The 14,667-nt window shown below is 60.0% G+C and carries 13 protein-coding genes, 1 tRNA gene and 1 pseudogene; all 15 read right to left on the bottom strand.

All coding sequences use genetic code 11. The features are described 5' to 3' along the window. Positions 1-18 precede the first annotated feature (18 nt). Positions 19-1,434 carry a chain length determinant protein EpsF gene (gene epsF, locus K0F85_RS19115; RefSeq protein ID WP_219117532.1) on the bottom strand — a complete coding sequence of 472 codons (1,416 nt, stop codon included), beginning with the start codon at positions 1,432-1,434 and terminating at the stop codon, positions 19-21. A 65-nt stretch (positions 1,435-1,499) separates the two neighbouring features. Continuing rightward, on the bottom strand, positions 1,500-2,288 hold the full coding sequence (gene epsE / locus K0F85_RS19110) for a polysaccharide export protein EpsE (RefSeq protein ID WP_219117531.1): 789 nt from the start codon (positions 2,286-2,288) through the stop codon (positions 1,500-1,502). Positions 2,289-2,330: 42 nt separating this feature from the next. Further along, positions 2,331-3,341: an EpsD family peptidyl-prolyl cis-trans isomerase gene (locus tag K0F85_RS19105; RefSeq protein WP_257572886.1), complete on the bottom strand. Its 1,011-nt coding sequence runs from the start codon at positions 3,339-3,341 to the stop codon at positions 2,331-2,333. 637 nt (positions 3,342-3,978) lie between these two features. Continuing rightward, a complete protein-coding gene (locus K0F85_RS19100) occupies positions 3,979-5,361 on the bottom strand; it encodes an undecaprenyl-phosphate glucose phosphotransferase (protein WP_219117530.1) in 1,383 nt (460 codons plus the stop codon). An 8-nt stretch (positions 5,362-5,369) separates the two neighbouring features. After that, a complete protein-coding gene (epsL, locus tag K0F85_RS19095; RefSeq protein WP_257572885.1) occupies positions 5,370-6,566 on the bottom strand; it encodes an XrtB/PEP-CTERM-associated polysaccharide biosynthesis outer membrane protein EpsL in 1,197 nt (398 codons plus the stop codon). Positions 6,567-6,681: 115 nt separating this feature from the next. Further along, a complete protein-coding gene (locus K0F85_RS19090; RefSeq protein WP_219117529.1) occupies positions 6,682-7,344 on the bottom strand; it encodes a CAAX prenyl protease-related protein in 663 nt (220 codons plus the stop codon). A gap of 176 nt (positions 7,345-7,520) precedes the next feature. Beyond that, a complete protein-coding gene (locus K0F85_RS19085) occupies positions 7,521-9,413 on the bottom strand; it encodes an ATP-binding cassette domain-containing protein (RefSeq protein ID WP_219117528.1) in 1,893 nt (630 codons plus the stop codon). Between the two features lie 172 nt (positions 9,414-9,585). After that, positions 9,586-9,660 (bottom strand) — tRNA-Arg (locus tag K0F85_RS19080). Positions 9,661-9,725: 65 nt separating this feature from the next. Beyond that, a complete protein-coding gene (locus K0F85_RS19075) occupies positions 9,726-10,460 on the bottom strand; it encodes a PEP_CTERM-anchored TLD domain-containing protein (protein ID WP_219117527.1) in 735 nt (244 codons plus the stop codon). A gap of 122 nt (positions 10,461-10,582) precedes the next feature. Further along, positions 10,583-10,975 carry a RidA family protein gene (locus K0F85_RS19070; RefSeq protein ID WP_219117600.1) on the bottom strand — a complete coding sequence of 131 codons (393 nt, stop codon included), beginning with the start codon at positions 10,973-10,975 and terminating at the stop codon, positions 10,583-10,585. A gap of 26 nt (positions 10,976-11,001) precedes the next feature. Continuing rightward, complete coding sequence (locus tag K0F85_RS19065; protein ID WP_219117526.1) at positions 11,002-12,162, bottom strand: acyl-CoA dehydrogenase family protein; 1,161 nt, start codon at positions 12,160-12,162, stop codon at positions 11,002-11,004. Position 12,163: 1 nt separating this feature from the next. Then, complete coding sequence (locus K0F85_RS19060) at positions 12,164-13,018, bottom strand: enoyl-CoA hydratase family protein (RefSeq protein ID WP_219117525.1); 855 nt, start codon at positions 13,016-13,018, stop codon at positions 12,164-12,166. Between the two features lie 2 nt (positions 13,019-13,020). Continuing rightward, on the bottom strand, positions 13,021-13,533 hold the full coding sequence (locus tag K0F85_RS19055) for a MarR family winged helix-turn-helix transcriptional regulator (protein WP_219117524.1): 513 nt from the start codon (positions 13,531-13,533) through the stop codon (positions 13,021-13,023). A gap of 12 nt (positions 13,534-13,545) precedes the next feature. After that, a complete protein-coding gene (locus tag K0F85_RS19050; RefSeq protein ID WP_219117523.1) occupies positions 13,546-14,346 on the bottom strand; it encodes an SDR family NAD(P)-dependent oxidoreductase in 801 nt (266 codons plus the stop codon). A 1-nt stretch (position 14,347) separates the two neighbouring features. Then, positions 14,348-14,667: pseudogene (locus K0F85_RS28915) on the bottom strand (bifunctional salicylyl-CoA 5-hydroxylase/oxidoreductase); the annotation flags it as partial.

Genomic DNA, 14,667 nt, shown 5'->3' with positions numbered 1-14,667 from the left:
TCAGATCCATAATAAAGATTAGTTCAACCGCAGGCGGCGGGGAAGAATGGCACGCAACAGGCGCGAACGTGACCGCGGACGTTTCGTCGCATTCCAGGCGATCGAGCCGAGGACGGGAATCTGCACCGAATCGGACAAATCGCTTTCGGAGCGCACGCGGCGATCCAGCATTTCCGCCAGCATGGCCAGGCCAAGACCCAGCAGCATGCCCAGGAAGACGGACAGGACCGTGTTGAGCAACACTTTCGGGCCAGCCGGCTCGATCGGCGGCACGGCCGGATTCAGCACGGCAATATCAGACTGGTCCGACTGCCCTTCGATCTTTGTCTGCGAGAAGCGTTGCGAGGCGACATCGAAGGCGCGCTGCGCGCTTTCCACGTCCTTGTTAAGCACATTCATCTCGTCGCGGGTCCGGTTCAGTTCCAGCACTTTGGCTTTCTGGGCCGCCAGGGCCGACTTGATCGACGCTTCGCGCTGGGCAAATATCTGCGCATTGCCACCCACGCTGCGCGACGCCACTTGCAGCTGGTCGCGCAGGTCAGCGCGCAGCTTGTCCACTTCCGCTTTTGCACTCTGATATTGCGGGTGATTCGGGCTCAGGCGCTGCGAGACTTCGGCAAATTTCGATTCCGCCGCGCCCAGGCCGATTTTCAGGTTTTGAATCAGGGGATTGGACGCCACGTCCGGCGACTCCGCGCCGTTGATGCTCTGCGCCATGCGTTGGCGCGATGACGCTTCCATCAACTGCCCCTGCGCCGCCACCAATTGCGCCGACAGGTCGTTGAGGCGGTTGGACTCCACGTCCAGTCGGTTGTCGAGGCTGACGATGCCATTGTCCTGCTGGTACTTCGACAGGCGGCTCTGCGCCGTCTCGACGTTATCGCGCAGCAACTTGGTCTGCTCGCTGAAGTAGGCCGCAGCCTTCTTCATGGGCTCGACTTTCAATTGTACATTGATCTTTTGGTACTCATCGGCAAAGGCATTCGCGACGGCCGCCACGAATTGCGGGTCCGCGCCCTTGAAGCTGATGTCGACGACGCTGCTCTCGCGCGATGGCACGATTTCCAGCTTCTTCAGCAACAGGTCGGCCAGCCAGTCGCGGATCGTGCCGCGGCCGTCGGCCGCTTCGCGAAACTGCGCCATGACGGCCGGGCTGTCGGCCAGGTGCAGTTGGTCGACCACGCGCAGCGCCACATTCTTGCTGCTGATGATGTCGATCTGCGTCGCCATATAGCCAGGCAACAGCTGACCCGGCATGGTCAGCCCGGTCAGCGGATCGACACCCTTGTAGTTCAACACCAGCGAACTGGTGGCTTTATACGTCTTCGGCAAGATCAGGCTGACGATCAACGTGGTGGCCACCGTCAGCAAGAGCGTAATAAAGACGATCCGCTGGCGCGCTCTCAGGACAAGCAGAAATTGTGAAAAATTCATCTTTAAACTCTCATTTTATTAAATAGCCTTACAAGCTGACGGCAACGCTGGCAAACAGGCGCTGCTTAAAACAAGCTTTCCTGAACATATACAACGTCATCCACTTGCAGCAAATCATCATGCTTCGCGGTAATTACCTGGATCTTGCCATCGGCGTCGCGGCGCTTGATGCGCATGGCGCGCTCCGTGCCGCGCGCCGTCAGGCCGCCGCCCACGGACAGAGCCTGCAATACCGTCATCGAGCGCTCGAGGCGGAAGGCGCCAGGACGCTGCACTTCGCCATAAATATAGAAGCGCGGCGCGCGCTCGACATAAATCACGTCGTTGCCAGCCAAATCGAAATCGCGATTCAGGTTTGCATCGCGCACCATAGCAACGATGTCGATCTCTTCCTTGGTGGACTGGCCGTTGCGTTTGCGGATAAGGCTGACAGTCTCGCTACCGTCGCCGGCGATGCCGCCTGCCATGGCCAGGATATCCATCACGCTACGCTTGCCTTCCAGCGGGTAGCGCCCGGGCCGGTTCACCTGACCCAGCACCGACACCTGCTGGCTCTGCAGCGAGGTCACGATGATGTTGACCTGCGCCTTGCGCAGAAAGCCGCCGCCCTCCAGCAAGCCGCCCAGTTTCTTTTCTGCCGCGGAGACAGACAAGCCACCCAGTGCCACGTTGCCCACCAGCGGGAAGGTGATCTCTCCCGCTTCGCTGACGCGCGTTTCCAGCGCCAGGTCTGGACTGCCATACACGGAAATTTTCAGCACGTCGCCAGCGCCCAGCAGCACATCGGCAGCACCGGCAAAGCCGGCGCTCAGTGTCAGCAGGAGAGCCATGCACCACATTGACAGTCGTTTCATGATTGGTTCATTTTCAAAAGAGTACTCAGTAAAAGCTGCGGCTTACTTCAAGCCTGCAACACCACGATCATTGGCTTCCGAAGAGCCGGACGCTGCCGGCGCAGCCGCGGCAGGTGCCGGCGTATTGACCGGCGCCGCTACGCTCGCCGCTGCTGCTGCCGCTGCCGGCGCGCTGGCGGCAGCTTTGCCGCCGGCGTCCTTGTTCAGGTAGTCGATCTTGGCGGTGGCACGCAGCCGCTTCAGCTCAGCATCAGCACTATCCTTGGTTTTCTTATTGAACAGGAACTGCTCGATCTGCGGCGCCGCCTGGGCCAGGCTGGCCGGATTGTCACGAATGTCCGCCAGCGAAATCAGCAAGGTGCGGTCGCCTTCGCGAATGATGAACAACTGCCCCTTGGGCATAGCCAGCAATTTCGCGCTCAATTCCGGCGCCAGGTCGGCGCTGGTACGCGACAATTGCGTACGCGCATACTTGACCTTGTTGTTGTCGAGCCAGGCGGCCACATCATCCAGCGACTTGGCGGCGTCCATCGCAGCCTTCAGCTGGTCATTCATGTCGGCGCCGGCGATCACCAGCTCGCGCATGTCGAACTGCTTGCGCTGGCTGAAGAATGGCGGATTCTTGTTGTAGTAGTCTTCCACCTCCGCTTTCGTCGGCCGCGTGATGGTGCCGATGCGTTTTTGCATGTACGCCTGCGCAATGATCAGCGCCTTCGCGCGCTCGACGGCCTGCACCACTTTCGGATCGCGGTCCACTTTTTCCTTGACGGCTTCATTCAGCAGCAACTGACGGTCGATCAGCGATTCCAGCAACTGCTTGCTGGCCGCTTCCTGCTGGGCAGCTTGAACATTGGCGCGCTGCAATTCTTCATTTAACTGCAACACGGTAATTTCCTCACCGTTCACACTGGCCAGGGCCTGGCCTGGCTTTTTTTCCTTGCCGCCACAAGCAGACAAGCTGACGGCCGTCAGCAAGACCAGGCCCGCACACAGCAAACGTGGCGAGAATACGGAGATGGGCGCGATCAGACGGGCGATGTGCGAATGGTTCAAAATTACTCCTTGAGTTCAGGTAAGGAAATCGGTTGCTGCCAACGATAAACATTGAAACAATATTTACGTACAAAACATTAGCAAAAAACACAAATTTCCTGCGAAATTATGCTGCTTGACCATACAATTGTCAATATTATAAATATGATACACAATGTACAAGACTAGCCGGAAAGTATTTGCTTAAAAATCCATTAAGAAGGTTTAAAAACAACTGTTTCCAAGAAAACTGACAGCCAACATCATGAATCACCTATGCGCATCTTAATAAAATAGCACTTTTTGTGCTTGATGCGAATGAAGTTTTCATGCGGGCACGCTATCGTAACGCGTACCCGCGCAGGATCGGCGAGGATGGGGCCGTAGTCTGAAGCACGGCATGGGTAAGCACAGGAGCGCGGGGAAGGCAAGGATGGACAAGCCAGACTGGCCCGCAGCCTGGCTGGCTCCGGGTGCAAGACACGCGTCGCCACCCGCCGTTACATGATGTTGTCGCGCCTGTCTCATATGGCTCTTTGCATTACCGCCTGGTTTGCCCGGTACGGGCCATCGGCCCTACTTCGAATGCTTGCTTCATTTTAACGCGTATTAATCTGACGCAAAACAAATTCCCTACAATGTTGCTTCGCCACTGCGCTCAATGCGCGTTGTCGCGCTTCAGCACCACCTTGACGGTGCGCAAAATGATCCACAAGTCCAGCCACAGCGACCAGTTGCGCAGGTAGTCGAGGTCGAAATGGATGCGTGCTTCCATCTTGTCCAGGGTTTCCGTCTCGCCGCGCAAGCCATTCACCTGGGCCCAGCCAGTAATGCCGGGCTTGACCTTGTGGCGTAGCATGTAGCCTTTGATCAGCTTGCGGTACTGCTCGTTGTGCGCCACCGCATGGGGACGGGGACCGACGATGCTCATGCGCCCCTGCAACACATTGATAAATTGCGGCAACTCATCGAGCGAGCTCCGGCGCAGGAAGGCACCGATGCGCGTTACGCGCTGATCATCCTTGGTTGCCTGCACCACCTTGTCGCCATCCTCGCTGACCGTCATCGAGCGGAATTTATAGACGATGATTTCCTCGCCATACAGGCCGTAGCGGCGCTGGCGGAAGATCACGGGACCTTTCGAGGTCATCTTCACAGCGATGGCGATGATCAACATCACTGGCAACAGCATGATCTGGATCAACACGCCCAGCACGATGTCGCTGCCGCGCTTGACCATGCTGTTAAAACCGGTAAATGGCGACTCACGGATGGCGATCACCGGCATGCCGCCCACATTGTCGAAGCGCGCCTGCATCAAATCGAAGATATAGATATCCGGCAAGAAATACACGGATGCCGTCGTATCCTGCAATTCATCGAGCATCTTGCGGATGCGCGGCTGGGCCGAAATGGGCTGGCTGATGAATATCATCTTGATATTGTGTTCGCGCACGTAGGCAGCGATATCGGCCATCTTGCCCAGCATGGGCTCGCGCATCGTCTCCGGCCAGCGGTCATCGGTGCGGTCGTCAAAAAAGCCGTGCACGCTCATGAACAGGTTCGGGTGACGCTCGACGGTGGCGGCAAATTTCAGGCTGGCATCGTTCGCGCCTATGATGACGACGGAGCGCACTTCACTGCCGCGCCCGGGATCGGCCACCATGCGCCGCGCGGCCAGATGACTGAGCAGCAACACAAACGGCGTCAACAGGAACCAGGCCAGCACCAAATCGTGGTCGTATTGAAACGCCAGCCCTGTCGCCGAGCCCAGGAAGACCAGGATCAGGGCCGTGATGCCCCAGCTGACGAAGACATCGCGGGCATACGCCAGCATGCGGCCGCTGCGCCAGGTACGATAGGGATCGACATACTGGAATACGGATGACGAAATAAAGAACGCAAGGATCATCAATACCAGCGAGTAACCGGTAAATGGCGAACCAGACAGGGCAGACAGCAAATACAGCGTGCCCATGATGATCAAGGGATCGAGGATTCGCTGGAAAAACGAAATCAGGGGTATATCATTGACCGTCATAATACTCTTCAGAACTGGATGCTGGCGCTAAGCGATGCGCCTTTGGCACGGTAGCTGCCAGTATTGATAATAGGGGCGCCCTTGCGCGTATCCTGGAAGGCATTGATGCCCAACTGGATATTCGGCCGCGGCGCATAGGTCAGGCCGATCGACGACGTGCGCGTCGTATCGTTCACGTCGTTTGGCAGCACAAGGCCACTGGCGGCGGAAAAATCGCGTTTTTCACGCCGGACCTGGGCATCCATGCGCACCTTGGCCGAGATATCCCAGGCGGCGGCCAGGCTGGCGCCATTGTTCAAGCTGCTGGTGATCAGAGAATTTTCCACGGCAGCAAATTCATGCCACACGCTGCCCGTAAAACGCACCTTGCCGAGCGGCGCCCAGTACACGGTGACCCGGCCATTGGCGCCGCTGGAGTCGCGCCCTGAAAAGAGATCGTTCTTGCGTTTCACCCAGCCGCCAAGCAGCTGCACTTGCGTCACGCCGCTGAAACGCCAATAGATGTTCGCCTTGACCTCGTCCTGCTCGTATCCTTGCTCAATGCCAAACGCGGCCAGGTTCGCCCGGTTCGGATAAGTACCTTTCAGATGGCGCAGTTGTATGCCGATCCGACTATTGCTGGCCGGCAGATAGTCGAGGCCCAGTTCGGTGGCGTCTTCTTGCCTGTCAGAAATTTTTTGCACAATCGAATCATAGGTATATTTGTCGCGCGAGAACCCGCCCCGCACGCGCCAGCTGGGATGAAAGCGCCACCCCCCATTCACATATTCGCGGCGTATCGTGCGCAAGTTACGGTCCGAGCTTTGCAAATCGCTGAACGGCGTCAGGGTCTGCGAATAACTGGCGCCCACGTGGCCTTCGAGGTGATTGGCAATATGCCACTCGAGGTCGGCCAGATAGTCCTTGCCCGTGTAGTCGAGCTGGTCAAAATGATCAAAGTAAACGCGCGACCACTTTACCTGGCCCGTCAGCAATTGCCGGCCGATGGGACGATTGATCAGGAATCCCGCCTGTACCTGGCGCGAGGTATCGGAGCGCTGCCCGTCAAAACCAGGCGCCTTGTCGTCGATCCGGAACAGATTGTCGTCATAGGAGTACGAGGTAGAGATGAAAGGCGAGATCGTATCGCTGATGGCGGCGCTGGCCGGCAAGCAGCAGGCGGCACCGCCAGCAAGCAAGAGCGACGTGGGCAATATGCGCGCCAAGGCCCAGTCCAAGCGGTTGCGCTGCATTCCTGGTTGGCCGGTACGGGCTTGGCGATGATACGGTGAATTCAACATGGGCATTGTCTTTGAGAGAGCAAACAGTTGATTGGCAATATTACCAGTAAGTCCAGTGTCCACCGGAAACAATCCAGAGGCCCAGCACGCCATTTGTCACGCCATGGGCGAGGATGGGCGACCACAGCGACTGGCTGCGCATGTACAGCAAGCTATACGCGGCGCCGGCAACAATACCGGCCAGCCACAAATTGTGTTCGAAACCAAACAGTACCACGCTGACAACAAAAGCCTTGGCACTAGCCAAGCGTGGCTCGTATTTCAGGAAATCAGGGGCGTCGATCCAGCGCAGCAGGAAAGAGCGCCAGAACAGTTCTTCCATCACGGGCACCACGAGAGCGGCGCCAGCGATGCGCAAGACCACCAGGCTCCATTCGATGCGCCCCTCATTGCGGGGATCGAAGCCATCGGCACTGCCGATCGTCATCCAAGCTGCATCGAGGTTGATCCACAACAGAAAAACAACAATTCCGGTCGCCAGCGCAACGGCCAGCGCACGCGCGCCCAGCGGCGTCCACCGCAATTCCGTGTAATGGCGGCGCCAGTACAACAGCATGCCCAGCACGACGCCGATCTTGACGGCATACAACCAGCGCATATCCTGCGCGGCAACGCCCAGCCGGCCAAGCATGTCGGCAATGAAAATGAAGGAGAGATAGGCCAGAAATGGTACTACCCGGGGCAAGGCGGCACGATCAAACATGGCGCAGCGCAACCGGGATGGACTGACGCGCCGGACGCGTTGGCCCGGATCGCGTGTTTTTGATAACAAACATGCATCTCCCGATGTAAAAAATATAATTATATAATTATATCAAGCTGGACGGTTGCCGTGGCAAGTAATCCTAACTTAATTACAACAGGAGATGGGAAAAACAATCAACCGTTGGCGCGTGCCTCGATCAGCTCCCACTTTTCCAGCGCTTCCAGCAGTTCGCCTTCGATCTCTGCCACGCGTGCATTCAGGCGCTTGCCTTCGGCCGGCGTCTTCTTGTAGAAGTCAGGGTGCGACAATTGGGCTGCCAGCACCGATTGCTCGTCTTCCAGCTTGGCTATCAGTTTGGGCAACTCTTCCAACTCGCGCTGTTCCTTGTAGCTGAGCTTTTTCTGCTTCGCGGCCGGTGCGGCTGCCTCGACCTTGACGGCCGGCTTGCTGGCGGGCGCCGTGGCGATCGGCAAGGTACGCACGCGCTCCCAGTCCGTGTAGCCGCCGACGAATTCGCGCCACTTGCCCTCGCCTTCGGCGACGATCACCTGCGTGACCACGTTGTCGAGGAAGGTGCGGTCATGGCTGACGAGGAAGACGGTGCCGGTGTATTCTTCCAGCAACTCTTCCAGCAATTCCAGGGTATCGATATCCAGGTCATTGGTCGGCTCATCGAGCACCAGCACGTTGGCCGGCTTGGCGAACAAACGCGCCAGGAGCAAACGGTTGCGCTCGCCACCGGACAGCGACTTGACGGGCGAACGCGCGCGTTCCGGCGCGAACAGGAAGTCGTTCAGGTAAGTCATCACGTGACGGCGCTGGCCATTGATCTCGACCCAGTCGCTACCCGGCGCGATGGTTTCCATCAGGTTCGCCTCTTCGTTCAGCTGCGTGCGCATCTGGTCGAAATACGCCACTTGCAGCTTGGTGCCCAGGCGGATAGTGCCCGTATCCGACTCTTCCTGGCCCAGGATCATCTTCAGCAAAGTGGTCTTGCCGGCGCCGTTGGCACCGATCAGGCCAACTTTGTCGCCGCGCAAGATGGTGGCACTGAAATCCTTGACGATGACCTTGTCGCCGTAAATCTTGGAGACGTTTTCCAGGTCAGCCACGATCTTGCCCGAGCGTTCGCCTGCCGACACGTCCAGTTTCACTTGTCCCTGCTGATCGCGGCGCGCATTGCGCGTCAGGCGCAGCGCTTCCAGGCGGCGCACGCGGCCTTCGTCGCGCACGCGGCGGGCCTTGACGCCCTTGCGTATCCACACTTCTTCCTGCGCCAGGAACTTGTCGAACTTGGCGTTTTCCACTTCTTCGATTTCCAGCTGCTCCGCCTTGCGGGTCTGGTAAGCCGTGAAGTTGCCCGGGTACGACAGCAAGCGGCCGCGGTCGAGTTCGATGATGCGCGTGGCAACGTTGTCGAGGAAGGAGCGGTCATGGGTAATGAACAGCACGCTGCCCTTGAAATCGCGCAACAGGCCTTCCAGCCACAGGATGGAGCTGAAATCCAGATGGTTGGTCGGCTCATCGAGCAGCAGCACATCGGGCGCCGACACCAGCGCGCGCGCCAGCGCCACGCGCTTTTGCATCCCGCCGGACAGGGTTTTCATCAGCATGTCGCCCGTCAGGTTCAAACGGTCGAGCACAGTTTCCACCTTGTTTGGCAAGCTCCATGCATCGGCCGCATCGAGTTTGACCTGGATGTCGTGCATGCGTTCCATCAGTTCGTCATCATTGCCCTGACCAAACTGGCCCGTCAGCGCATCGTATTCCTTCAACCACGCCTGCGATTCGCCCATGCCGGAAGCGACGGCGTCGAACACGGACATGTCCGGATCGAATTGCGGCTCCTGCTCCACATACGCAATCTTGATGCCTTGTTGCATCACCAACAAGCCGTCATCGAGCTTGAACTTGCCCGAAATAACCTTCAACAGCGAGGATTTACCCGTACCGTTGCGGCCGATCAAGCCGACCCGCTCCGTGGTTTCCAGTGAAAATTCCGCGTGATCGAGCAGCGCGACGTGACCGAACGCAAGTTGCGCCGATGAAAGAGAAATGACAGCCATAATGAGTAAGAGTGCTCGGGCGCCGTCTCGCGCACACCGCGTGGTGTGCAAAACAGCCGCCGATTGGATGAATGAAGCACGCATTGTACCGATAACTCGGACTTCAATCGCCATCGACCAGTAACTACCGCCTGGATGAACACAGGCTGCCGACACGCGTTGCGTGGAAACGTGGTGTCGCCAGCAGGAATCGAACCTGCATTTAAGTCTTAGGAGGACCTTGTACTATCCATTGTACGATGGCGACACGCGCAGCGGCATTATACAGGCAAGCGCTGACCATTGACAGCCTGGCAAACGGGCCGCGCCACTTCAGACGGAGCGTGCCGCAACCCTGCCACGCCTGCGCGCCACTATCAGCAGCAATCCTGCCATGAGCATTCCATATGTTCCCGGCTCCGGCACGGCGCTGATGGCAAATACCTGGATGGCGCCGAAGGTTACATCGTTACCATGCCAGACTGAACCGTCGAGCAGACTGACCCCGCTCGATGGCTGGCCCAGATAATTATAGGTATAGAGAAAAGAACTGCCGCCATGCGTGAGGTCCTGCGGTACATACAAATCATGTCCGTAGCCAAAAGTGGGGCCATAATTGGCATGATTGTAGGTCTGGTCCTTGCCAACACCGTCACCGTTGAAATATTGCTTCAATTGCGGCAGCACGAAACCCGCAGTCAGGTTGAACAGAAAGGCGGTACGCTCGCTGTCATCCATGGTCACATGCATGCCATCGGTGGAACTCCAGCTTTGCGGGTTGTAACCACCGACGAGCCAGGTTTGCCCCGATGCGTTGGTCGCTTCCATGATGGAAAAGGTCCGCCCTTTGCCATCGGCTGCCTTGTGAAAGTCCAGCGAGGTGTCGCCCGTCGCCTTGCTGTAGATATTCGTCAATGCCAAGGGACCTTCACCGAGCCAGGTTTCCAGCTGCGTCTGATAGCCGGGAGAGAGTAGTGACGTGCCAGATCCGGCCTGCGCACCCAGACAAAAACCCATGCCGGCCACGGCCAGCACCAGACTACTTGCTGCTCTAAAATTGTTTCGCATCCCTTGCCTCGACTGTCAGTATTTAAAACCGGCGCATTTTCCGGTTGCCAAATATAACATGAGAGATAATGTTTTTATATTTATTATTTGGATGCCAATGTGCAATATTTCATATCGGAAATTCAGTCAGGCAGCACCGCCGTCACCTCGATCTCGACCTTCGCTCTATCCTCGATCAATCCGGCCACCTGCACGGCCGTCATGGCCGGGAAATGCTTGCCGATGATTTCCCTGTAAGCAACACCAATTTGTGGATATGCCGCCACATACTCCTTCTTGTCCAGCACATACCAGTTCATGCGCACGATGTGCTCGGGCATGGCGCCCGCTTCGGCCAGCACGGCGACGATATTCTGCAAGGCCTGGCGCACCTGTCCCGCAAAATCGTCCGTATAGAACTGTCCCTGGGCATCCCAGCCTATCATGCCGCTGACATACACCGTGCGCCCGCTGGCGGCGATGCCATTCGCATAGCCGCGCGGCCTGGCCCATCCTGCGGGTTGCAGCACTTGCATCACGTTCTCCTGATTATTCATGCGGTTCATGCGTCCACCGCCTCGCGCAGCAGTTCGCGCGCGATGATCAACTGCTGTACCTCGCTGGCGCCCTCGTAGATGCGCAAGGCGCGAATTTCCCGGTACAGGCGCTCGACCGGATGGTCGCTCACCACGCCCATGCCGCCGAACAGTTGCACGGCCGCGTCGATCACCTGCTGCGCCGTCTCTGTCGCCGTCAGCTTGGCCATCGCCGCCTCCTTCGTCACCTTGCGGCCCTGGTCGCGCTGCCAGGCGGCGCGGTAGGTCAGCAGCGCTGCCGCGTCGATGCCGGTGGCCATCTGCGCTAATTTTGCCTGCGTCAGCTGGAAGTCTGCCAGGGTCTGGCCGAACATCTGGCGCTTTGTCGCGTGGCGCAGCGCTTCATCGAAGGCGCGCCGCGCAAAGCCCAGGGCGGCGGCGGCCACCGAAGTGCGGAACACGTCGAGTGTCGCCATGGCCACCTTGAAACCCTGCCCCGCCTCGCCCAGGCGCTGCGCGACAGGCACGCGGCAGTTGTTGAACCGCAGGCGCGCCAGCGGATGCGGCGCGATGACGGCGATGCGCTCGGCGATTTCCAGGCCGGGATTGTCGGCGTCGACGATGAAGGCGCTGATGCCGCGCGCGCCGGGTGCCTCGCCCGTGCGGGCGAACACCACGTAGAAGTCGGCGATGCCACCGTTCGAGATCCACGTCTTTTCGCCGTCGAGCACATACTCTTCGCCGTCGCGGCGCGCCGCGCACGCCATGGCCGCCACGTCGGAGCCGGCCTGCGGCTCGGACAGGGCAAAGGCGGCGATGCGCTTGCCGCTGGCCACGTCCGGCAGATAGCGCGCCTTGTTCTGCGCGCTGCCGAACAGGCCGATGGCGCCCGAACCCAGGCCCTGCATGGCAAAGGCAAAATCGGCCAAGCCGTTATGGCGCGCCAGGGTTTCGCGCATCAGGCAAATGGCGCGCGTGTCGATTTTTCCATCGATGCCGGTAGCATGCGCGAGCCAGCCGCCCTGTCCCAATTGGGCCACCAGCGCGCGGCAAGCCGCATCGACATCGGCGCCATGCACGTCGTCCAGGTGCTGCGTCGCCCAGGCATCGAGGTCACGTTCAAGTTCGGCGTGGCGCGCTTCGAAAAACGGCCAGTCCAGGTAAGTCGTATCGCGTGTGCTGCTCATCTCAATCGCCCTCGAATTGCGGTTTTTCTTTCGCCACGAAGGCGTGATAGGCGCGGTGAAAATCGTTGGTGGCCATGCAAATGGCCTGTGCCTGCGCTTCCGCCTCGATGGCTTCATCGACGCCCATATTCCACTCCTGCTGCAGCATTTTCTTCGTCATGCCATGCGCAAACGTGGGGCCGCTGGCCAGGCCGGCGGCGAACAGCTGCGCCGCCTCCGCCAGTTCTTCCGGCTCGACCAGGCGGTTGAGCCAGCCCCAGCGTTCAGCCTCGGCTCCGGCCAAGGAGCGGCCCGTGTACAGCAGTTCGGCGGCGCGCCCCTGGCCGATCACGCGCGGCAGCAAGGCGCAGGCGCCCATGTCGCAGCCGGCCAGGCCCACGCGCGTAAATAGAAAAGCCGTCTTGCTGCGCGCCGTGCCGATGCGGATATCGGAGGCCAGCGCCAGCATGGCGCCGGCGCCCGCGCAAATGCCGTCGATGGCGGCGATGATCGGTTGCGGGCAGGCGCGCATGGCTTTCACCACGTCACCGGTCATGCGCGTAAAGGCCAGCAAGCCGGGCATGTCGAGCTGGGTCAGGGGGCCGATGATGTCGTGCACGTCGCCGCCCGAACAGAAATTGTCGCCGCTGCCAGTGATGACGACCGCCTTGACATCGTCGGCGTAGGCGAGTGCGCGAAACAGTTCGCGCAATTCCGCATAGGAATCGAAGGTGAGCGGATTCTTGCGCTCGGGGCGGTGCAAGGTCAAGGTGGCAACGCCGCCTTCAACGGAAAACAGAAAATGCCGCGCAGCGTAGCCAGCCAGGCTGGCGCGGTTGCCTGGCAGGTCTTGCGGCTGGCCCGATAAATGGCGCATGGTCAGTCCTTGAGGGAAGTGTTATTCAGCTGCTGTTTCATGTGCGACAGCAGGTCGATCAATTGGGTTTTATCATCCGGCGCCACGCCGTGCAGCAGTTCGGCGATCCAGCCTTCGTGCACGCGCGCCATCTCGTCGAAGGCGCGCCGGCCGGCTGGCGTCAGCTTGACGCTGTAGGAGCGGCGGTCCTTCGGATCGACCACGCGCACCACCAGTTTTTCCTGCTCCAGCTGGTCGGTGATGCCCGTGATATTGCCGCCCGTGACCATCATGCGCTTGGACAGTTCGCCCATGCGCAAGCCATCGGGAAAGCGTTCGAGCTGCGCCATCAAATCGAAGCGGGGCAAGGTGATGCCGAAGCTGGCGCGCAAGCGCGTACGCACCTCGTTTTCGATTTTTACCGTGCACGAGAGCATGCGCAGCCACAGCTTGAGCGACTGGTGGTGGTCCTGCGTCAGGCGGCTGGCCAGATCCAGCACCGGTTCGGCCTGCGGGAGGTCGCGTTCATTGTCCATTTTATCCATTGTCTACATGACTTCACCGCCGGCGACGGCGATCGATTGTCCATTCATGGCGGCCGACGCGGGCAGGCATAGCCAGGCCACCGCATCGGCCACTTCGCGCGCCTGCACCAGTCGCTGTTGCGGATTGGCGGCGGCCAGCTCCGCGCGCGCGGCGTCTTCTCCGCGCCCTGTCTTGCGCACGATGTTCTGCACGGCCTGCTCCACCATCTGCGTTTCCGTGTAGCCGGGGCAGACGGCGTTGACGGTGACGCCGCGTGGCGCCACTTCCAGCGCCAGCGCGCGCGTCAGGCCGATCACCCCATGCTTGGCGGCGACATAGGCGCTGACGTAACGATAGCCTTTCAAGCCCGCCGTCGACGCCACGTTGACGATGCGCCCCCAGCCCGAATCCAGCATGGCCGGCATGGCCGCCTGGCAGCAGTGGAACACGCCCGTCAGGTTCACGGCCAGCATCTGCTGCCAGATGGCGGCATCCGTCTTGCCGAAGGGCGCAGCATGCGCCTGGCCCGCGTTATTGATCAATATGTCGATGCGGCCGAAATGCGTCCCCGCCTGCGCGAAGCCCGCTTGCACGGATGCTTCCACGCTCACGTCGAGCATGCAGGTGGCCACCCTGCCCGCATGGCCCTCTTCCTCCAGTTGCATGCGCGCGCGCGCCAGCCGCGCGCCATCGCGCCCGGCCAGGGTGACCCGGGCGCCCGCGTCCAGCAAGGCGCGGGCACAGGCCAGGCCTATGCCGCTGCCGGCGCCCGTCACCAGCGCGTGCTTGTCGGCCAATGCGCCGGCCAGTTGTTCCTTGTTCATGTCATCCTTCCAGCAGCCGCGCGGCCACCTGTTGCGGGGTGAGGCCCGTATTGGCGGCGGCCAGCTGCCGCTCGCGCTGCAGATTGCGTTCCAGCTGCTGCTGGCCCGGCCGGTACTGTTTCGGCCACGCTGCGCCTGCCCCGGCGCCGCTGTAGCCGATGCGCGCCATTTCCGTCAGGGTCCAGGCCGGGTTGGCCAGGTGCGGCCGGCCCACGGCGCACAGGTCGGCGCGCCCGGCGGCAATGATGCTGTTGGCGTGGTCGGCCTCAAAAATCGAGCCGACGGCCATGCTGGCGATGCCCGCCTCGTTGCGCACGCGGT

This window comes from Janthinobacterium sp. UMAB-56 (assembly GCF_900095265.1).
Taxonomy (GTDB): domain Bacteria; phylum Pseudomonadota; class Gammaproteobacteria; order Burkholderiales; family Burkholderiaceae_D; genus Janthinobacterium.
The sequence above is the reverse complement of the archived record's forward strand: the minus strand, read 5'-3'. Positions and strand labels throughout refer to the sequence as shown.